The 19,368-nt window shown below is 63.8% G+C and carries 19 protein-coding genes and 1 tRNA gene; 10 read left to right on the top strand and 10 right to left on the bottom strand.

Translation table 11 applies throughout. The features are described from left to right. A partial coding sequence (locus FJ988_RS20955; protein ID WP_140820257.1) for a hypothetical protein occupies positions 1-275 on the bottom strand: 275 nt, incomplete at its 3' end. Between the two features lie 487 nt (positions 276-762). Here FJ988_RS20955 and FJ988_RS20960 point away from each other — a divergent pair. Beyond that, positions 763-1,812, top strand: coding sequence for a low specificity L-threonine aldolase (locus FJ988_RS20960; RefSeq protein WP_140820258.1), 1,050 nt, complete (start codon positions 763-765; stop codon positions 1,810-1,812). 6 nt (positions 1,813-1,818) lie between these two features. Continuing rightward, the gene (locus FJ988_RS20965; protein WP_140820259.1) at positions 1,819-2,712 is read left to right on the top strand and encodes an MBL fold metallo-hydrolase; all 894 of its coding nucleotides are present in this window, start codon (positions 1,819-1,821) and stop codon (positions 2,710-2,712) included. Positions 2,713-2,862: 150 nt separating this feature from the next. Here FJ988_RS20965 and FJ988_RS20970 read toward each other — a convergent pair whose 3' ends face one another. Further along, positions 2,863-3,330 (bottom strand): Hsp20 family protein, encoded by a 468-nt coding sequence (locus tag FJ988_RS20970; protein ID WP_040997220.1) that lies wholly within the window; start codon positions 3,328-3,330, stop codon positions 2,863-2,865. A 105-nt stretch (positions 3,331-3,435) separates the two neighbouring features. Continuing rightward, on the bottom strand, positions 3,436-3,858 hold the full coding sequence (locus FJ988_RS20975) for a hypothetical protein (RefSeq protein WP_140820260.1): 423 nt from the start codon (positions 3,856-3,858) through the stop codon (positions 3,436-3,438). Between FJ988_RS20975 and FJ988_RS20980 the strand changes: the two genes are divergently transcribed. Further along, positions 3,841-4,797, top strand: a complete 957-nt coding sequence (locus FJ988_RS20980) for an alpha/beta fold hydrolase (RefSeq protein ID WP_140820261.1) — start codon at positions 3,841-3,843, stop codon at positions 4,795-4,797. The two genes, FJ988_RS20975 and FJ988_RS20980, sit on opposite strands and share 18 nt — an antisense overlap. 9 nt (positions 4,798-4,806) lie before the next feature. Here FJ988_RS20980 and hisN read toward each other — a convergent pair whose 3' ends face one another. Both hisN and FJ988_RS20990 read right to left on the bottom strand, forming a co-directional pair. Further along, entirely contained in the window at positions 4,807-5,580 is a 774-nt protein-coding gene (gene hisN / locus FJ988_RS20985) for a histidinol-phosphatase (protein ID WP_140820262.1), read from the bottom strand. A gap of 322 nt (positions 5,581-5,902) precedes the next feature. After that, positions 5,903-6,835, bottom strand: a complete 933-nt coding sequence (locus FJ988_RS20990; protein WP_407067694.1) for an N-formylglutamate amidohydrolase — start codon at positions 6,833-6,835, stop codon at positions 5,903-5,905. Positions 6,836-7,007: 172 nt separating this feature from the next. On the opposite strand from FJ988_RS20990, the gene cpdR reads away from it, so the two are divergent. Together cpdR and FJ988_RS21000 are read left to right on the top strand one after the other, a co-directional pair. Next, positions 7,008-7,370 (top strand): cell cycle two-component system response regulator CpdR, encoded by a 363-nt coding sequence (gene cpdR / locus FJ988_RS20995; protein WP_006199474.1) that lies wholly within the window; start codon positions 7,008-7,010, stop codon positions 7,368-7,370. A gap of 127 nt (positions 7,371-7,497) precedes the next feature. Then, positions 7,498-7,572, top strand: a tRNA-Val gene (locus FJ988_RS21000). 394 nt (positions 7,573-7,966) lie between these two features. On the opposite strand, the gene FJ988_RS21005 is transcribed toward FJ988_RS21000, so the two are convergent. The 5 genes from FJ988_RS21005 to FJ988_RS21025 all read right to left on the bottom strand — a co-directional run bounded on the left by FJ988_RS21005 (position 7,967) and on the right by FJ988_RS21025 (position 13,148). After that, entirely contained in the window at positions 7,967-8,260 is a 294-nt protein-coding gene (locus FJ988_RS21005; protein ID WP_140820264.1) for a DUF1330 domain-containing protein, read from the bottom strand. A gap of 118 nt (positions 8,261-8,378) precedes the next feature. Next, positions 8,379-9,743, bottom strand: a complete 1,365-nt coding sequence (locus FJ988_RS21010; protein WP_140820265.1) for a hypothetical protein — start codon at positions 9,741-9,743, stop codon at positions 8,379-8,381. A 117-nt stretch (positions 9,744-9,860) separates the two neighbouring features. After that, a complete protein-coding gene (locus tag FJ988_RS21015; RefSeq protein WP_140820266.1) occupies positions 9,861-10,832 on the bottom strand; it encodes a GDP-L-fucose synthase in 972 nt (323 codons plus the stop codon). 8 nt (positions 10,833-10,840) lie between these two features. Further along, the gene (gene gmd, locus FJ988_RS21020; RefSeq protein ID WP_140820267.1) at positions 10,841-11,905 is read right to left on the bottom strand and encodes a GDP-mannose 4,6-dehydratase; all 1,065 of its coding nucleotides are present in this window, start codon (positions 11,903-11,905) and stop codon (positions 10,841-10,843) included. A gap of 88 nt (positions 11,906-11,993) precedes the next feature. Next, on the bottom strand, positions 11,994-13,148 hold the full coding sequence (locus tag FJ988_RS21025) for a dihydrodipicolinate synthase family protein (RefSeq protein ID WP_140820268.1): 1,155 nt from the start codon (positions 13,146-13,148) through the stop codon (positions 11,994-11,996). Between the two features lie 241 nt (positions 13,149-13,389). Here FJ988_RS21025 and FJ988_RS21030 point away from each other — a divergent pair, with 241 nt between their 5' ends. The 5 genes from FJ988_RS21030 to FJ988_RS21050 are packed head-to-tail and all read left to right on the top strand — an operon-like array spanning position 13,390 to position 19,332. Further along, complete coding sequence (locus FJ988_RS21030; protein WP_140820269.1) at positions 13,390-14,433, top strand: LacI family DNA-binding transcriptional regulator; 1,044 nt, start codon at positions 13,390-13,392, stop codon at positions 14,431-14,433. Then, positions 14,430-15,446, top strand: a complete 1,017-nt coding sequence (locus FJ988_RS21035) for a Gfo/Idh/MocA family protein (protein WP_140820270.1) — start codon at positions 14,430-14,432, stop codon at positions 15,444-15,446. Before FJ988_RS21030 ends, FJ988_RS21035 begins: the two co-directional genes overlap by 4 nt. Beyond that, the gene (locus tag FJ988_RS21040) at positions 15,443-17,044 is read left to right on the top strand and encodes an acyl CoA:acetate/3-ketoacid CoA transferase (protein ID WP_140820271.1); all 1,602 of its coding nucleotides are present in this window, start codon (positions 15,443-15,445) and stop codon (positions 17,042-17,044) included. The genes FJ988_RS21035 and FJ988_RS21040 overlap by 4 nt, the downstream gene beginning before the upstream one ends. After that, a complete protein-coding gene (locus FJ988_RS21045; protein WP_140820272.1) occupies positions 17,037-17,810 on the top strand; it encodes an enoyl-CoA hydratase/isomerase family protein in 774 nt (257 codons plus the stop codon). Before FJ988_RS21040 ends, FJ988_RS21045 begins: the two co-directional genes overlap by 8 nt. Before the next feature lie 10 nt (positions 17,811-17,820). Next, positions 17,821-19,332, top strand: a complete 1,512-nt coding sequence (locus FJ988_RS21050; RefSeq protein WP_140820273.1) for an aldehyde dehydrogenase family protein — start codon at positions 17,821-17,823, stop codon at positions 19,330-19,332. Positions 19,333-19,368: the final 36 nt, after the last annotated feature.

Genomic DNA, 19,368 nt, shown 5'->3' on the forward strand with positions numbered 1-19,368 from the left:
TCGCCGACCAGCGGGTCGGCCCCGACCGCACCGCGATGGGTGAGGTTTTCCAGCATCGCCAGGCCGTCCTCGACGATCCCGTGCGACTTCGCGCCCTTCATATTGGCGATGAAGCCGACGCCGCAGGCGTCATGCTCGTTGCGCGGATCGTAGAGGCCCTGCGCGGCCATGCCGTTGGCGGTTCGGAGCGCTTTGGCCGGGACGGTGGTTTTAACGGCTGCCGCTTTCGTCTGCGCGGCCTGGCCGTTGATCGCAGATGGCGTCAGTTCCGTCATCGTCCTATCCTCCGTTCTTCACCTTGACCTGAATGTCTCAGGGCGCTGGTTTGCCTTGGGAAGCACTGCGCTTCCCCTTCATCCTTGCTGCACGTCTCGCGAAATCCAACCGAACCATACGGCCATACGCCCGGTTCGCATCCGGTATCGTACAGGCCAGGGCCGGGCCGTCTACCCGCCGCTCGCGACAATGGCCGGAATGGCAGTGATGATACGCCAGTCCAGCCTGTTTTGTGCGGCAAAATAAGACAGCACTGCTGTCCTAAATTTTTTATGACAGAAATCGGGCAGCCGCACAAGACCGATTCACAAAAATCTTGGCCGCGCCGCGACACAAAATTTCGTGACGGCTGCGACAAACGTAAGCTTTGGTCTCCGCGAATTTGCCGGACTGGCTCCACCGCTTTGCCAATGATTGGCCCTTGCGCTCTGGATGCCGAAGCGGTCAAGTCGCGCCGCTTTTGCCAATCATGACACGGACCTCTCGATGTTCTTTGCTTCCGACAACTGGGCGGGCGTCCACCCCAAAATCGCGGCTGGGCTGTCAGCCAATGCCGGGGGCTTCTCGGCCGCCTATGGCGATGGTGAGCTCGACCGTGCCGTCTATCGGCATTTCAGCGAGATTTTCGAGCGCGAGGTCGCGGTGTTCTTCGTGGCCACCGGCACCGCTGCCAACTCGCTCTCGCTGACGGCTTACGGCAAACCCGGCGGCATTTCCTTCGCCCATCGTGAATCGCATGTCATCGAGGACGAATGCGGCGCGCCGGAATATTTCAGCGGCGGCTCGCGTCTGCACGCGGTCGACGGGCCGCTGGGCAAAATCGACCCGCACAACCTTGAACGGGCGATCGCCCGCTTCGCGCCCGAGATCGTCCACTGGGGTCGGCCGACGGCGGTTTCGATCACCCAGTCGACCGAAGTCGGCACGGTCTACGGGCTCGACGACATTGCCGCGATCTCGCAGATCGCGAAGCGGCATTCCCTGCCGCTGCACATGGATGGCGCGCGTTTTGCCAATGCGCTGGTCGCGCTCGATACGACCCCGGCCGAAATGACCTGGAAGCGCGGCGTCGATATCGTCTCCTTCGGCGGCACGAAGAATGGCTGCTGGTGCGCCGAGGCCGTAGTCCTGTTCGATCTCGACCGCGCCAAGGAACTGGCCTTCCTGCGCAAGCGGGCCGCGCAGCTCTTCTCTAAGTCGCGCTTTATCGCCGCGCAGTTTGACGCCTATTTCAAGGATGGGTTGTGGCTCGAGACGGCACGTCATGCCAATGCCATGGCAGCGCGTCTTGCAGCCGCCCTCGAGGACTCGGCAACGGCCAAGCTTGCCTGGTTGCCGCAGGCGAACGAGGTGTTCGCGGTGATGAAGAAGACCGAGGCCGAAAATCTGCAAGCAGCCGGCGCCGCTTTTTACGATTGGCACAAGCCGCACAGCTTCGACGGCCATATCGGCGAGGACGAATTGCTCTACCGCTTCGTCACCAGCTTCGCCACGACGGCCGATGAAGTCGATCGGTTCAGTCAGTTGATCGCCTGATTTCGGATGACCAGGCCACCTCTCGGCTCGACCATGCGGCTCATTCGTCCGGCGCCGAACGTGCTCGGCTTCTATGATGGCCGCGTCGACGGCACCCGCATCTGGTCGGACGGCCCGAATTGGCTGGACGACGGCGCCTATACGCTGGGGATCTGCACCTATGCGATCGTCGATGGATCGAAGGCGCTGGTCTATGACACGCACATATCCCTGCCCCATGCCCGCTTCATCAGGAAGACGCTTCAAGACATGGGCGTGACCTCGATCCGCGTTGTCCTCAGCCACTGGCATGACGACCATATCGCCGGCAACGAAGTGTTCCAGGATTGCGAGATCATCGCCAACAGCCTCACCGCCGCAGCCCTCGAACGCGGCCGCGCCGACATCGAAGGCGGCAATCCGCCGATCAAGCCGCTGGTGCTGCCTAACAGGACATTCGAGGACAGCCTGCGCCTCTTGGTTGGATCGATCCCCGTTGAACTGCGCCAGGTGGAAATCCACAGCCATGACGGCACGGTGCTGCTGATGCCCGATGCCGGCCTGCTTTTCGCCGGCGACACGCTGGAAGACTCGGTCACCTATGTCTCAGAACCTGAGCGTCTGGCGGAACACTTGATCGACCTCGAGCGCATGTCCAGTTGGCGGTTCGATCGCATCCTGCCCAATCACGGTTCTTTGGAAGCAATTGAAGCGGGTGGCTACGACAGAAGCTTCATCGCGGCGACCGAGGCTTATGTCCGAAAGCTGCTCGCCTGCCGGCAGGACCCGGACCTGGCGAAGCAGGATTTGAAGACTTTCGGCGCCGAGATGTTTGCGACAACGGCGGTTGAGTACTTCGCGCGCTATGAGGCCGTGCACAGGCAAAACGTCGAGGCCGTTCTCGCGGCAGACGGGAAATAGCGGGCGCAAGGCCAAGCGGAGCCGCAGCCGGCACCCGCTTCAAAGGCCCCCGACCCCCGGGTGGCCCGGGGCACCCCGAAAACGGGGCGCCGCGCGGCGCCGCTTCCGTCTCGGGAGGGAGACGTTGTTGTCTATGATGCAGTCCGCAGATTACGCGGCGGCCTTGGCTTCGATCTGCTTGGCCTTGTCCGAGGACGAGGTGATCGCGATCTTGCGCGGCTTCAGCTCCTCGGGAATGTTGCGCTTGAGGTCGACGAAGAGCAGGCCGTTCTTCAGCGTGGCGCCTTCGACTTCGACGTGGTCGGCAAGCTGGAAGCGGCGTTCGAAGGAGCGCGAGGCAATGCCGCGGTAGAGCAGCTCGGAACCCTCGCTGTTGTTCTCTTCCTTACGCTCGCCCTTGACGGTCAGCACGTTGCGGTGCGCCTCGATCGAGATCTCGTCTTCCGAGAAGCCGGCAACGGCCATCGAGATGCGATAGGCGTTCTCGCCGGTGCGCTCGATATTATAGGGCGGGTAGGTCTGCGCGGTCTCGGGCTGGCCGAGCGAGTCGAGCATGGTGAACAGCCGGTCGAAGCCGACGGTCGAACGATAGAGCGGGGAAAAATCAACGTGACGCATAAGGTGTTCTCCTGTTGAGCAACATGGTTTGCGTGTGACCGGTGCGAAACCCTCGCAAGGCGTTCCGGATAGGTCAGCGGCCCCGACAATCGGCGGCCGCAACCCTCATTTGGGAAGCTCAAAAACCCATTTCAAGGCTTTTTCGGCGGCCGCAATGCCGCCACGTTGATGAACCGCGGATGAACTCGGGCTTCGGCATCCGTTCAGCCAGGCGCCGCTATCCTTCAGCCAAGTTCGAGCAATTCGAGGAAAAGTGCGAAGCGGTTTTCCGTCCGGAATTGCGTCAAGACAGAGAGTCAAGCGGCGCTTCTCTTCCCGCGCCGCGACGAGGCCGAACCGGGTGCAACGTCCCTTCCTCCCGGATCGACAGAGGCCGGAAGTGCGCCGCAGGCACTTCCGGCCTTCCCATTTGTGACGCCGCGTAAATCCCAGCAACGCCTTTGCTTTTCCCACATGGCCGTCTATCACCATGCCGAAGCCTGCGTGCCGAAACAGCAACGACAACGCCGAATGACGGATCTTTTCCACCAGACCGAGGGCAATCCCGAGCCGCAAAACGCGGCGGGCGGCTTTTTCACCACGCGCGACGGCAAGAAGATCCGCTACGCGGTTTTTGGCGCCGTTGCCCGTCCGCTGCAGGGCACGGTGGTGTTGCTCACAGGCCGCAACGAGTGCATCGAGAAATACTTCGAGACCATCCGCAACCTCGCCGATCGCGGCTTCGGCGTCGCCATCCTCGACTGGCGCGGCCAGGGGGATTCCAGCCGGCTGCTGCGCAATCGTCAGCGCGGTTATGTCCGCAGCTTCCGCGACTACACGCGCGACCTCGAGCAATTCTTCGAGGAGATCGTGCTGCCGGACTGCCGCGGCCCGTACTACATCCTCGCCCACTCGACCGGTGCGGTGATCGCGCTACTGGCCTCGCCGTCGATGGTCAACCGCGTGCGCCGCATGGTGCTGCTCACGCCTTTCCTGGAAGTGCCCGACCTTCCGGTCTCGACCGCCACCGTGCGGCGAGTCTGCGCGGTCCTTTGCGCGTTGGGCCTCGGCCGGCTCTATGCCGCGCTCGGTCCGCGGCCGAAAACGCCGCCATCCTTCGAAGAGAACAAGGTCACGTCGGACCCCGAACGCTACCGGCGCAATGTCGCGATCTACGAGGCGTGGCCGCAGCTCGCGTTAGGCGGCCCGACCATCCGCTGGCTGAAGGCTGCCGCCGCTGCCGCGGAAGCGGTCAGCGATCCCGATTTCATGAGACGCATCCAAGTGCCGATGCTGATCGTCGCCGCCGGCGCCGACCGGGTGGTTTCGACCAAGGCGGTGGAAGCCTATGCGCGCAAACTGCGCGTCGGCTCGCTCTTGATGATCGACGGCGCGGAGCATGAAATCCTGCAGGAGAGGGATCTCTACCGCGAGCAGCTTCTGGCGGCTTTCGACGCCTTCATCCCCGGCACCGGCGACGCCGCCTAACCCTACTCCTCAGCCGCGCAACGCAGCCATCGCCGCGGCGTGCAGCTCGGGCGTTGCCGCCGCCAACACGTCGCCGCCCTTCTCCGCCGGTCCGCCCTCGAAAGTCGTGATGACGCCGCCGGCCTTCTCGATGATCGGGATCAGCGCGACGATGTCGTAGGGCTTCAGGCCGGGATCGGCGACGATATCGACGCTGCCGGCCGCCAGCATGGCGAAGGCGTAGCAATCGGTGCCGTAGCGGGCGAGTTGCACCTTGGTCTCGAACTGGTCATAGCGCTTGCGCGCCTCGCCCTTGAACAGCGCAGGCGTCGTGGTGAACAGCGTTGCCCTGGCAAGCTCGGTCGTCTTGCGGGTCGCGAGCTTGCGCGGGCCGCCCGGGCCCTCGTAGTGCGCGCCGGAAGCGTTGGCGTAGAACAGCTCGCCGGTGAAGGGTTGCGACATCAACCCGGCCACCGCGTCGCCGTCGACCGTCAGACCGACCAGCGTTCCCCAGACCGGGATGCCGGAAATGAAGGCTCGTGTGCCGTCGATCGGATCGATCACCCAGACATGCCGGCTCGACAGGTTCTCGCTGCCGTGCTCCTCGCCGAGGATGCCGTGCTCCGGATATTCCGACGATATCAGCGCCCGGATCACCCGCTCGGCCTCGCGATCCGCTTCGGTCACAGGGTCGAAACTCTCAGCGAGCTTGTTGGCCACCGCCCCTTGGCTACGGAAGCGCGGCAAGGTCTCTGCGGCGGCGGCGCCGGCGATGCGCCGCATGAAATCGATGCTGATATCCAACCCAGTCTCCCCATTGCGGTTGCAGATCGCCAACGCAGTTCTGCCGCTTTTATAGGCACACAACGGTTTGTGCCCATTTTCTGTTGCCCGAATATCACAGTTCGGCCGTCGATGCGGAATTTCCACATCATATTGAATTAAAAAAGCCCAAAGTCGATTGACATTTGTGCGGCGCACAATGATTTTGTTATCGGACAGGTTTTCCTGTCCATGCCCTCCTTGGGCGTTTCCTCCCTAGACTTCGACCGTGTCGTGAAAACGATGCGGTCTTTTTTTGGTCCTACGCATGGGTCGCTTTCAAGGCTGAGCGCGGACCGCGCCGTTATTCGGCCGCAAGCGGCAGATCGACGAAATGATGGTCGGGCATCGACATCAGATCGGCTGAAAAGCGCGTCAGGTCGCCGACCAGGGCGTCGAAGCCGGCCGACTTCTGGAACGTCCGTTCATCCATGTAGAGCCCGCGATTGACCTCGACCTGCAGCGCATGCAGATGCCGCGCCGGCCGCCCGTAATGCTCGGTGATGAAGCCGCCGGCATAGGGCTTGTTGTGCGCCACCGTATAGCCCATGCCGGTCAGCAGGCTGATCGCCATTTCGGTCAGCGCCGGCGTCGCCGAAATGCCGAAGCGGTCGCCGATGATGAAATCGGGCCGCGCGCCGCTGTCGCCCACCCGGATGCTCGCCGGCATCGAATGGCAGTCGATCAGCACGGCATAGCCGAACCTGGCATGGGTCCTGGTCAACAGGCGTTTGAGCGTCTCGTGATAGGGCTTGTAGACCGCCTCGATGCGGCTCACCGCCTCGGCGAGCGGCAGGCGGCCCGGATAGATGTCGAGCCCCTCGCCGACCAGCTTCGGCACGGTGCCGAGCCCGCCCGCGACGCGGGCCGAGCGGATGTTGCAGAAGGACGGCACCGGCTCGGCGAACATGCGCGGGTCGAGTTCCCAAGGCTCGCGATTGACGTCGAGATAAGCGCGCGGAAAGTTGGCTGCCAGCATCGGCGCGCCGAGCCCCACGCAGCCGCCGAACAGTTCCTCGACGTAACAATCCTCGGACCGGCGGATGGCGTTGCGGTCGAGCCGCGCCATGGCCAGGAAGCGCTCGGGATAGTAGCGGCCGCTATGCGGCGAGTTGAACAGGAAAGGGACGCGCTGCTCGGCGCCCGATCGGATTGCGAAGGGTGGAACGACCGAAAAATCCTCGGCTGCCGTCTTCAATTTGCACGAACCAGGAAACAGCACTGCGTCATAACGCAAAAGTGCCACTGTGCGGGCGGCATGTCCAGCATTTCGAGAGGCAAAACCAAAGCGCGGAGCCGATGTGGAACGCCTTCATTCACTTGATGTTTACCCGCACCACCTCATATACAGGATGGTTAACGGCCTTGCCCGGCGGCAGGCTTGGGGCGGGTGATTCGGACGGGACATGATGGCACGCATTCTGCTGGCGGAAGACGATGACGATATGCGCCGCTTCCTCGTCAAGGCGCTGGAACGCGCCGGTTACCAGGTCAGCGATTTCGACAATGGCGCCAGCGCCTATGAGCGGCTGCGCGAGGAACCTTTCTCGCTGCTTTTGACCGACATCGTGATGCCGGAGATGGACGGCATCGAGTTGGCGCGCCGCGCCACCGAGATCGATCCGGACCTGAAGGTGATGTTCATCACCGGCTTCGCCGCCGTGGCGCTCAACCCGGATTCCAAGGCGCCCAAGGACGCCAAGGTGCTGTCGAAACCCTTCCACCTGCGCGATCTCGTCAACGAGGTCGAGAAGATGCTGCAGGCGGCCTGAGCCGCCTTTGACTTGCATCGGGGCCGCCATCGGCGAGCACTTTTCCGATGCGGCAAAGAGAAGCCGTCTTTCCACATTCCCGCTATTGACGCGCCGGATCAAAAGTGGTGTATGCGCGGCTTCGGATGGGCGTGTAGCTCAGCGGGAGAGCACTGCATTGACATTGCAGGGGTCACAAGTTCAATCCTTGTCACGCCCACCATCCTTTCAATAATTTGGCTAGTCATCCCCGTCGCTTGGTGCAGAAATGCTGCGACGATTGATACTCATCAGACGGCACCTCGAAGTCTTTGAACCTCGCCCGGCGCAGGTTGCGGGCCAGCCCCAGGCACGATTCCACCTTCCACGACTTCCATGCGTTCGCCGTTTTTTGGTCGAACACGTCTCACCGCTGCTTCAGCTTCGGCGGGCGTCGGATATCCTGCTATATAGAGGGCTGTTTCGTAGGCGGGATCGTCTGATTCTTCCTCACCAACCCAAACCCGAACATACCATCCGACCGGTCTGGTCATTGACTACCTCGCTTCTCTGGGCTGGATGTGACGATGGCCGTTCCAAACCTGTGCTGAATTCAACGGCTCTCCGCCCGCGCACCGCTACCTGAGCTCCCCCTCGAACATCACCAGCGTGCGATTCGACGCCTTAAGCGCAAACCGCATCGCTTCCTCGTAGTCCGGGTCGGCATAGCAGGCCTTGGCGACCTCCAACGACGGAAACTCCACAAGAACCATGCGCTTGGCGTCACGCGCCTCTACGAGCACAGGCGGCTGTTTGGTCGTGTTGGTCCTTGCCTGGTATTTTTCGCCGATCGGCCTCCAGAGCCGGCCGTATTCGGCCTGCGCTTCCGGGTCCGAAATCTCGGTTCCGACGATGAGCCAATAACCCTTCACGCTGAAGCGCTCCTTGATGATTGCAGTCCTACACCATGAACGCGCCGCCGTTGATGCGCAACAAACGGCCGGTGACGAACTTGCCCATATCGGACGCGAGACTGAGGCTCACCTCTAGTCACGATCGTGTTGATGGATCGGTAGCTTGCGCATCATCGGACTTTGCACCCGATCGGATCGCCAACGCGTTCTCCTGGAAGAGCTTGTTGCCGGGGTCCGCCCTCAGGGACAAGGCCGCCATCGCCAGCGCGGCTTCCTTTCTGCCCAAGGCCGCTTGGATCTGGGCCGCGCACGCCGCGGCATAGACATAACCGGCCTTGCCGGCGGCCAGATAGAGGTCGAAGTCGTCCGCCATGACCAGGCCCCGCCAAGACCGGCTGGTGAGAAGCCGCATGATCTCGGTCGGCACTTTGCCGGCAGCCTCGAATTCCCTGCTGATCAACGCCTTCAGCATCGCATCGCCGACCGCGTAGTCCCTCTCGCGAAAATGGCTCGCCACGATCTTCAGCGCATAGGCCCGGTTTTCCGGGTCGAGCGCCAGCGCCCTTTCGAGGATTTCCCTGGCGCGGGCGGGGCTGATCCGGCCTTCCAGCATGCAGAAGGCGCGCTGATAGCCGAACGCCGCCTCCAGCGGGTGGTAGTCGGTTTCCCTGCTCCGCAATTCCTCCAGGATGATGTTCGCTGTCCGCCTCTGGCTGAACAGGGCCTTGGGCCTGAAGACGGGCACATTGCCCATGACCGAGGCGATCGTCGCGAAGATGCTGCTCCCGGCGTAGATCTGGCGGCATCGCGCCATCAGCGTCATCTCGAAGAATGCCTTATGCGTCTCGTCGGGAAATTCGTTCGATCCGAAACCCTCGGTCAGCAGGGCGCCGGTCTCCGACTTCAGATAGTCGAGCATCGCCCGGTCCTGCCCGATCAGCAGGGTCGCCAGACCCTTGGACGCAAGTTTCGCCACGATCTGCCTGGCCAGCGGCGCCGGTATGACCTTGTCGCCGAACTCCAGCCGCCAGCGATAGGTGCCGTAGACGATGTCGCCGCTGCGCAGATGCAGCGCCGCCGTTGGCTGCGAGAACCGGCGCTCACTGGCGGCTGCGATGGCTGCCTTCACAGCCGGAGAAAAACCGAAGCCGCCGAATGCCTGATGCCGCAAGGCAGCTGGCCGGTTGGCCGGCAGCCGCGCCTTCAACCAGCCCTGTCGCCACGATTTCAGGATGTTGAAGTCGTTGCAGATCCAGCCCCGCAGCCCGGTCCGCCGTGCATCGGCCTCGAGGCTGCCTCGGGAGAAGCTTCCGTTGAGAGCACCGAACCCGGCGCTGCTGTCGATTGCCTCGCCCAGCCAGTGCTTTTCCACGAAATCGCCGGAAAACACCGTGTCGACGCGTTCGACTTTGTGGAACTCCATCTGCTCGATCGACTGGCCGTTCCAGGTGAATCCGAAACGGCACCCCATCCTGTCGGCGAGAGCCTTTGCATTGACCATCGCCAGCAATCGTCCACCCAAGCCGTCGGCCCGGGTCGCCGCAATTGTCTTCGTCGAGAAATCGCTCAAGCGCTGCCGGCCTCGTCCGCCCGGCTTCGATACGGAAAGGTCATGCCGCTACCCGGATGGCCCAAGCCGGATCTGGTCCGTTTCGACATGATCGAGAAACCACGCATAGGTCTGTTCCAGTCCGCTGCGAAGCGAATAGCGCGGACGCCAGCCCGTGGCAAACAGCCGTGACACATCGAGCAGCTTCCGCGCCATGCCGTCCGGCTTGCTTGCGTCGAAGGTGATCTCGGCATCGGCGCCGACCACCGACACGACGGTGCAGGCAAGCTCGGCGATGGTGACGTCCTCTCCGCATCCGATGTTGATGTGGCTGTCGCCCGTATAGGTCTTCAACAGCCAGACAAAAGCGTCGGCGGCATCGTCGACATGCAGGAACTCGCGCATCGGCCTGCCCGACCCCCACACAGGCAATGTCTTTTGGCCGGCGCGCCTCGCCTCGTGCGCCTTGCGCATCAGCGCCGGCACGACATGGCTGCTGCCGAGGTCGAAATTGTCGCCTGGACCATAAAGATTGGTCGGCATCGCCGAGATGTAGTCGACACCATATTGCCTGCGATACGCCTGGCAGAGTTTCAACCCGGCGATCTTGGCGACCGCATACCATTCGTTGGTGGGTTCGAGCGGGCCTGTCAGCAGCGCGTCTTCCGGGATCGGTTGCGGCGCGAGCTTCGGATAGATGCAGGACGAGCCCAAAAACAAAAGCTTCCGCACCTCGTTGCGGAAGGCCGCTTCGATCAAATTGTTCTGCACGGCGAGGTTCTCGTAGAGGAAATCCACCGGCAGGCTGTCATTGGCAAGGATGCCGCCGACCTTGGCGGCGGCCATGATCACCGCGTCCGGCCGCCGCTCCGCCATCCAGCGCCGCACGCCGGCCTGGTCGAGAAGGTCGAGCTCGCTGCGCGCAACGGTCAGAATCTCGCAATCCTCGCCGGCGAGACGGCGCACCAACGCCGAGCCGACCATGCCGCGATGCCCCGCGACGAAGATGCGTTTGCCCTTGAGGTCGAAGGTCTGGTTCATCGGCACCCCTAGGAATGAACGCGCCGCGCGCCGCCGGCGGCGCGCGCCAGATCGGCCTGAACCATTTCGGCCACCAGCGCCTTGAAGCCGATCGTGTGGGACCAGCCCAGCCTGGTTCTCGCCTTGGAAGCATCGCCGATCAGCACGTCCACTTCCGTCGGCCTGAAATAGCGCGGGTCGATGCGCACCAGCACCGCGCCAGAGCCCGCGTCCAGGCCAAGCTCTTCGACGCCATCGCCCTGCCAACGCACAGTCCGCCCGACCTCGGCAAAGGCGAGTTCCACGAATTCGCGCACCGAATGCGCCTCGCCCGTCGCCAGCACGAAATCGTCCGCTTCGTCATGCTGCAATATGCGCCACATGCCCTCGACATAATCGCGCGCATGGCCCCAGTCGCGTCGCGCATCGAGATTGCCGAGATAGAGCGTGTCCTGCAGCCCGTGATGGATCGCCGCGACGGCCCGCGTGATCTTGCGCGTGACGAAGGTTTCGCCGCGTGTCGGCCCTTCGTGATTGAACAGGATGCCGTTCGAGGCGAACAGGCCGTAGGCCTGGCGATAATTGACCGCGATCCAGTAGGCATAGAGCTTGGCCGCCGCATAGGGCGAGCACGGCCGGAACGGCGTCGCCTCGCTCTGCGGGATTTCCGCCGCCTGGCCGTAAAGCTCCGAGGTCGAGGCCTGGTAGAAGCGCACCGATTTCTCGAGGCCGAGGATGCGGATCGCCTCGAGCAGCCGCAGCGTTCCCAGCGCATCGGCATTGGCCGTGTATTCCGGCGTCTCGAAACTCACCTGGACATGGCTTTGGGCGCCGAGATTGTAGATCTCTGTCGGCTTGGTCTCCTGCACGAGCCGGATCAGATTGCTCGCGTCGGTCAGATCGCCATAATGCAGGAAGAAGCGCGCGCCGCGCTCATGCGGATCGACATAAATGTCGTCGACGCGTTCGGTGTTGAAGGAAGACGAGCGGCGCTTGACGCCATGGACGACATAGCCCTTGCCAAGCAGAAGCTCGGCAAGATAGGCCCCGTCCTGCCCGGTCACGCCGGTAATAAGGGCGACTTTGTCTGCCATCGCCAGGTACATCCCCTCCCCCGCGCAAGCGAATACAGATTTGCGGGCAGAACGCAAATCCCGTGCGGGAAACGGTTTCGTGTACGGCTCAGACGCCCGCGACGGCGAGAAGGCTCTTCATCCGGGCCACGCCAAGCTCCGGGTCGGCCAGCAGACCCGCCTGGTCGGCGAGGCGGAAGATTTCCGCATAGTGGCAAATGCCGCGCGCCGACTGCATGCCGCCGACCATGGCGAAATGGTCCTGGTGCCCGTTCAGCCAGGCCATGAAGACGATGCCGGCCTTGTAATAGGCCGTCGGCGCCTCGAAGATTTTCCGCGACAACGGCACGGTCGGCGCCATCAGCGCGTCATAGCCCGCCCGGTCGCCCGACGCGAGCCTGGCCAGCGCCGCGTTGGCCACCGGCGCGATGGCGTCGAAGATGCCGAGCAGCGCGTGCGAATGTCCCCTGACGTCGCCGGCTATCAGCTCCGGATAGTTGAAATCGTCGCCGGTGAACATCACCACGCCCTCGGGCAGGCGATCGCGCAGCAACACTTCCTTGTCGGCGTCGAGCAGCGATATCTTGATGCCTTCGACCTTGCCGGCATGCCTCTCGATGATGGCGACGACGGTGTCGAGCGCGGATCCGAAATCGGCGGTGCCCCAATATCCCCGCAGCGCCGGATCGAACATGTCGCCCAGCCAATGCAGGATCACCTTGCCGGAAGCCTGGCCGAGAATGCGGTCATAAACCCTGGCGTAGTCGTCCGGCCCCTTGGCGACCGCGGCAAGCGCGCGGCTCGCCATCATGATCGCCTTGCCGCCCTCGCCTTCGATAAACGCGAACTGCTCCTCATAGGCGCGGATGACGTCGTCCAGCGTGCTTGCCGCCTCCGGAGCGAGATGATCTGTCCCCGCCCCCGAAGCGAGATCGGCGCCGGGCACGCTGCGCGCCTCGGCGGTCGAGCGGCGGATCAGTTCCTTGGCGCTTTCCCAGTCGAAGCCCATGCCACGCTGCGAGGTGTCCATGGCCTCGGCGATGCGGAAGCCCAGCCGCCACAAATGGTGGCGAAACGCCATCGTCCTGTCCCAGTCGATCGCCGGCCGCGACCAGGGATCGGTCAGGGCGATGGGATCGGCGACGACATGCGCCGCCGCGTAGGCGATGCGCGAAAATTGCGCGCCGATGACCGGCGCAACCGGTTTGCCGACAAGCCGGTAGCTGACCCGGTCGCCGTTTTCCGCAGGCAAGATGATGTCCATCGAACTCTCCCGTTACGGCCCCTATAAATGGAACGTTCCAATAAATCAAGAACCTTTATGATTCAAGGGACTCGAGCCAGTCGGTTGTCGTGCCGCGATACGGAAAGCATTGCATTGTCGACAATTTTAAACCGCTTCAATCAATTTCTCGATTCTCGCAAGAATCACGATTGACTCTGATTTCGGACAATGATTAGAACGTTCCAATAAATTCGTACAAACCGTGGAGGACGGGACGAGGATGGCCAGCCGGGCCAAGGCGACGATCCTGGACATCGCCCGCGAGGCCGGCGTGTCCAAATCGACGGTGTCGCTCGTGCTGCAAGGCAGCGGGCTGATCCGGCCTGAAACCGCGGTCAAGGTGCGCAAGGCGATCGAGGATGTCGGCTATGTCTACAACCGCGGCGCCGCCAATCTACGCAAGGCCCATTCCAACGTCATCGGCATGGTGATCAACGATCTTACCAACCCTTTCTTCGCCGAGCTTGCCGTCGGCATGGAGCGAGTCTTCCAGGCGGCCGGCATCGTCCCTTTCATCGCCAACACGGCGGAGAACCCGGTGCGCCAGGAAGAAGTGCTGAAGTCGATGATGGAGCAGGGTGTCGCCGGCCTGATCGTCTCGCCGGCGCGTGGCACCACGCCCGGCGCTTTCCGGCGCATCGAAGCGGCGGGCGTGCCCGTGGTCTTCGCCATGCGCAGGCTGCCCGAGAGCCGCATCCCGGCGATCGCGCCGGACAATCATCGCGGCGCCTATCTCGCCACCGAGCATCTGATCGCCAAGGGCCATCGCCGCCTTGCCTTCTTCGGCGGCTCGTCCGACCTCGTCGTATACCAGGAGCGGCTGGGCGGCTTCCTCGAAGCCTGCGAGGCGCTGGGCATCCCGGTTGCCGACCGTACGATCGTCGAGGGCGAGACCAGCCGCAAGGGCGGCATGGCCTGCCTGGAGACCGCGCTGGCCACCTCTGAACCGCCGACGGCGGCCCTTTGCTTCAACGACGCGGTCGCTTTCGGCGTGATGCTCGCGCTGCGTCGGCGCAATCTGGAAGCGGGCTCGGACTTCGCCGTCGTCGGCTTCGACGATGTCGCCGAGGCCGAGCACTACAGTCCGGCGCTTACCAGCGTCGCCGTCGACACCGCCGGCCTCGGCGAGCGCGCCGCCCATGTCATGCTGAAGATGATCCAGTCGCGCACCACGCGCGCCGAGGACCATATCGGCGCCGTCAGCCTCGTCGTACGGGAAAGCTGCGGCCAAAACCGCAGCAGCCAACTGGGAGACGCGGCATGAGTGTGCGATGGGGATTGGTCGGCGCCAGCACGATCGCAAAACAGTTCATGATCAACGCCATCCGCGCTGAGGCCGATGGCGAGGTCGCGGTGGTGATGAGTTCCAGCCCGGAACGGGCCGAGGCATATGCCAAGGAAAACGGCATTCCCACCGCCGTTTCGAGCCTCGACGCGCTGCTCGGCGCCGATATCGACGCCGTCTACATCTCGACCACCAACGAACTGCATCTCGAGCAAGGGCTTGCGGCGGTCAAAGCCGGCAAGCATGTGCTGTGCGAGAAGCCGCTGGCGCTGACCAGCGCAGATGCCCGCCAGCTGGTCGCGGCCGCCAAGGCTGCCGGCGTCGTTTTCGGCACCAACCATCATCTGCGCAATGCCGGCGCCCATCGCGCCATGCGCGAGGCGATCGCCGCCGGCCGCATCGGCAAGCCGATCGCCGCGCGCGTCTTCCACTCCGTCTTCCTGCCGGAGAACCTGCAGGGCTGGCGCATCACCAAGCCGGAAGCCGGCGGTGGCGTCGTCCTCGACATCACCGTGCACGACGCCGATACGCTGCGCTTCGTGCTTGGCGACGATCCGGTCGAGGTTTCGGCGTTCACGCAAGCTGCCGGCATGGCAGGCAGCGGACTGGAAGACGGCGCCATGTGCATCTGGCGCTTCAAGTCCGGCCTCATCGCCCAGTCGCATGAGGGCTTCACGACGAAGTTCGCCGGCACCGGCTTCGAGGTGCACGGCTCGGAAGGCTCGCTGGTCGCCAGCAATGTGATGACGCAGAAGCCGGTCGGTTCGGTGCTGCTGCGCACCGCAAGCGGCGAGGAAGAGCTGACCTTCGATCGCGAGGACCTCTACATCCGCTCGGTGCGCCAGTTCCATGCCGCGATCCGCGGCGAAGGCCAGCCCGCCGCCACCGGCGAGGATGGCATCTGGTCGCTGGCCTCGGCTGAAGCCGCACTGCAATCGTCGAAGACCGGCAAGGCCGTCATGATCGACCCGCAACTTGGGAGCCTCGCGTGAGCAAGCTCGTCTCGGCGGCTCATGCCGCCAGCCTGATCAAGGACGGCATGACCGTCTCGGTGTCGTCGTCGAGCGGCCTCGGCTGCCCCGACGCCGTGCTGGCCGCGATCGGCGAACGCTTCGATGCCGAAGGTCATCCGAAGGCGATCACCACGCTGCACCCGATCGCCGCCGGCGACATGTACGGCATCAAGGGCATCGACCATCTCGCCAAGCCGGGCCTGCTCAAGCGCACGCTGTGCGGCTCCTATCCGTCCGGCCCCTCCTCGGCCGAACCACCGCAAATCTGGAAGATGATCGGCGACAATTCGGTCGCCGCCTACAACGTCCCGTCGGGCATCCTGTTCGATATGCATCGCGAAGCGGCCGCCAAGCGCCCCGGCGTGCTGACCAAGGTCGGTCTCGACACCTTCGCCGATCCGCGCCACCAGGGCTGCGCCATGAACGCGGCGGCCAGCGAGCCGATCGTTTCGGTGCAGCAGTTCGACGGCGAGGAATGGCTCTATTTCCGCTCTATCGTGCCCAACGTCTCGATCATCCGCGCCACCACCGCCGACGAACGCGGCAATCTCACCTATGAGCACGAAGGCGCATATCTCGGCGGCTTGGAACAGGCGCTCGCCGCGCGCAACAATGGCGGCATCGTCATTGCCCAGGTCAAGCGCGTCGTCGAGAACGGTACGCTGAAGCCGCATGACGTGCGGGTGCCGGGCGTGCTGGTCGACCATATCGTAGTCGCTCCAGACCAGTTGCAGACGACGCAGACGCCTTACGATCCGGCGATCTCGGGCGAAATCTTCCGGCCGCTGTCGACCTTCCGCACGCCCGAGATGAACATCCAGAAGGTGATCGCGCGGCGCGTCGCCATGGAATTGCGCGACGGCATGGCCGTCAACATCGGCTTCGGCATCTCGGCCAACGTGCCGCGCATCCTCCTGGAGGAAGGCCAGCACGGCAAGGTCACCTGGGTGATCGAGCAGGGCGCGGTCGGCGGCGTGCCGCTGCTCGACTTCAAGTTCGGCTGCGCCTCCAACGCCGAGGCGATCATGCCATCGCCGCACCAGTTCATCTATTTCCAGGCCGGCGGCTTCGACGCCTCGCTGCTCTCCTTCCTGCAGATCGACCGCCACGGCTCGGTCAATGTGTCGAAACTGTCGGCAAGGCCGCATGTGACGGCCGGCGCCGGCGGCTTCGTCGACATCACGTCCAGGGCGAAGAAGATCGTCTTCTCCGGCTTCTTCAACGCTGGGGCAAAACTGTCGCTCGCCGACGGCGCCATCCGCATCGACCAGGAAGGCAAGGTCAAGAAGGTGGTCGCAGAGGTCGAGCACATCTCCTTCTCTGGCAAGCGCGCCGTCGCGCAGGGGCAGGACATCACCTATGTCACCGAGCGCTGCGTGATGAAGCTGACGCCGGACGGCCTGATGGTGACGGAGCTGGCGCCCGGCATCGATCTCGAACGCGATGTGCTGGCGCAGGCCGAGATTCCGCTGGCCATTGCCAACGACCTAAAGGTGACGCCTGCCGCGCTCTACCAGGACCGGCCGATCGGCCTGTCGCTCAATGGCGGCGCTTCGCTTGGAGGCGCGCATGGCTGAGCTTGTCACCTTCGAGCAGGACGGTGCCGTCGGCATCGTCACGCTGCGCCGGCCGGAGAAATTCAACGCGCTCGACATCCCGATGCTGCACGCGCTGGAGGTAGCGCTCGACCAAGCGGAACTGGCCGAAGGCGTGCGCGTGGTGCTCATCCGCGGCGAAGGCAAGGGCTTTTGCGCCGGCGGCGATGTCGAAGCCTGGGGGGCCATGACTGCCGCCGATTTCCAGGTGCAATGGGTGCGCTACGGCCATCGTGTCTTCGACCGGCTGGCGCGGCTCAGGCAGCCGACCATCGCGGTGCTGTCCGGTCATGCGCTGGGCGGCGGGCTGGAACTGGCGGCGGCTTGCGATTTCCGTGTCGCCGAAACGCAGATCAAACTCGGGTTCCCGGAAACCTCGATCGGCGTCGTTCCCGGCTGGTCGGGCACGCAACGCGCCGTGCGCCGCTTCGGCGCACAGATCGTGCGCCGTATGGCGATTGGCGGCGAGATATTCCTGGCAACCGACGCGCTTGCGCACGGTATCGTCGACTGTCTGGTCGAAACAGGCAAGGCTTTTGACGAAGCGAAGGCATGGGCCGAAAAGATCGCCGAGCGCGGTCCGCTCGCGACCGAGGCCGCCAAGCTGATGATCGCGATTGCCGAAGGCGAGGAGAGTGCCGCCGCCGTCGAAGCGCTGGCCAGCGGTTTCATTGCGCTGACGGCCGACCTGAAAACCGGCGTCGGCGCCTTCAAGGCCAAGCAGAAGCCGGCCTTTTCGAGAGCCTAGAGAAGAGACGATGAACGCACCGCTCAACATTTCCATGCCCGCCGAAGCGTCCAACGCGCCGAAGGCCTACAAGCTCTTGATCGACGGCAAGCATGTCGACGCCCGCGACGGCCGCAGCATCGAACGGGCCAGCCCCGGCCACGGTTTCGTCGTCTCGCGCTACGCGCAGGCCGGTGCCGCGGAAGTCGAGGCCGCGGTAAAGGCCGCGCACAAAGCCTTCGAGACCGGCCCGTGGCCGCGCATGAAGGCGTCCGAACGCGCCGCGGTGCTGCTCAAGGCCGCCGACCTGATCGAGAGCCGCCTGGAACAAATCGCCCGGCTCGACGCGCTGGAATCCGGCAAGCCGATCGCCCAGGCGCGCGGCGAGATCGGCGGCGCCGTCGATATCTGGCGCTATGCCGCTTCGCTCGCCCGCACGCTGCACGGCGAGAGCTATGCCAATCTTGGCGATGCCATGTTGGGCGTCGTGCTGCGCGAGCCGGTCGGCGTCGTCTCGATTATCACGCCGTGGAATTTCCCCTTCCTGATCGTCAGCCAGAAATTGCCCTTCGCGCTCGCCGCCGGCTGCGCGGCGGTGGTGAAGCCCAGCGAGATGACCTCGGCCTCGACCTTCGTGCTCGGCGACATCCTGCTCGAAGCCGGCCTTCCCGCCGGCGTCGTCAACATCCTTGCCGGTTACGGCGCCGATGTCGGCGCGCCGATGGTCGGCCATCCGCTGGTCGAGATGGTTTCCTTCACCGGTTCGACCCGCGTCGGCAAGATGACCATGGCGGCCGCATCGGATTCCCTGAAAAAGGTCTCGATGGAGCTCGGCGGCAAGAACGGCCAGATCGTCTTCCCCGATGCTGATCTCGAGGCCGCGGCCGATGCTGCCGTGTTCGGCGGCTTCTTCAATGCCGGCGAGTGCTGCAATGCCGGCAGCCGGCTGATCGTGCATGAGGCGATCGCCGACGATTTTCTTGGCGCGGTGAAGGCGCTGACCGAAAAAGTCCGTGTCGGCGATCCGCTCGACGACCGCACCAAGGTCGGCGCGATGATCTCGTCCGACCATCTGGCCAAGGTAACCGGTTACGTCGCGGCCGCGGCAGGGGAAGGCAGCAATATCTTCAGCGGCGGCAAACAATTGACCTCGAGTGCCGGTCAATATCTCGACCCGACCATCTTACGCGACGTCACCGAAGACATGGCGATTGCGCGCGAGGAAGTGTTCGGGCCGGTGCTGTCCGTGCTCACTTTTGAAACGATTGAAAAGGCATTGCACATTGCCAACAACACGCCCTATGGTCTTTCCGCGGGAGTGTGGAGCGCCAATATCGACACCTGCATGTCGGTGGCGCGGGGTGTGCGTTCGGGGACCGTCTGGGTGAACACGTTCATGGAAGGTTATCCCGAGCTGCCTTTCGGCGGCTACAAGCAGTCCGGTATCGGACGCGAACTCGGCAAACGCGCCGTCGAGGATTATACCGAAGAAAAGACTATTCAGTTTCATCGCGGCCAGCGCACCGGATGGTGGGTCGGCTGAGTTGGGAGACCCCGGCGGACGCCCGCCGGTGATGTG

Source organism: Mesorhizobium sp. CU3, from assembly GCF_006442965.1.
Lineage (GTDB): Bacteria > Pseudomonadota > Alphaproteobacteria > Rhizobiales > Rhizobiaceae > Mesorhizobium.